The sequence below is a fragment of the Desulfofundulus thermobenzoicus genome (assembly GCF_009428905.1).
GTDB classification, from domain to species: domain Bacteria; phylum Bacillota; class Desulfotomaculia; order Desulfotomaculales; family Desulfovirgulaceae; genus Desulfofundulus_A; species Desulfofundulus_A thermobenzoicus.
Window position 1 is genome coordinate 1 of record NZ_WHYR01000203.1, and the last position, 441, is coordinate 441.

The window sequence follows — 441 nt, forward strand, 5'->3', positions numbered from 1 at the left end:
CCACGCCGCCGTGCACCGAGGGTGTGCGGTGGATCGTGCTCGAGGACCCGATCGAGCTCGGCGCCGACCAGCTCGCCGACCTCGAGGCAGCGCACGTCGAGAACGCACGTCCGGTCCAGCCGCTCGGCGACCGGACGGTCCGTCACACGCTCTGACGGTCAGGCGTGCCGGGCGGACCGGCGGCGCGACCCCTCCGCGCGGTCGTGCCGCCGGAGCCGCTCGGCCAGGGACAGCCGGACCGCCGGCCACTCCGAGGCGATGATCGAGAACACCACGGTGTCGCGGAGCGTGCCGTCGCGACCGATCGAGTGGTTCCGCAGCACGCCGTCCTGCTTCGCGCCCAGACCGGCGATCGCGGCGCGGGACTGGTGGTTGTGCCAGTGCGTGCGGAACTCCACCGCGATGCACTGCCAGGCCTCGAACGCGTGGGACAGCATCAGC

At 73.2% G+C, this 441-nt stretch carries 2 protein-coding genes; one reads left to right on the plus strand and one right to left on the minus strand.

Annotated features, from left to right (window positions below; genetic code table 11):
- Window positions 1-155 (plus strand): carbonic anhydrase family protein (locus tag GFC01_RS20290; protein WP_194175044.1); only part of this gene is annotated, 155 nt, incomplete at its 5' end.
- Between the two features lie 3 nt (window positions 156-158).
- On the opposite strand, the gene GFC01_RS18945 is transcribed toward GFC01_RS20290, so the two are convergent.
- The coding region (locus GFC01_RS18945) for a GNAT family N-acetyltransferase (protein WP_194175045.1) at window positions 159-441 on the minus strand (283 nt) is incomplete at its 5' end.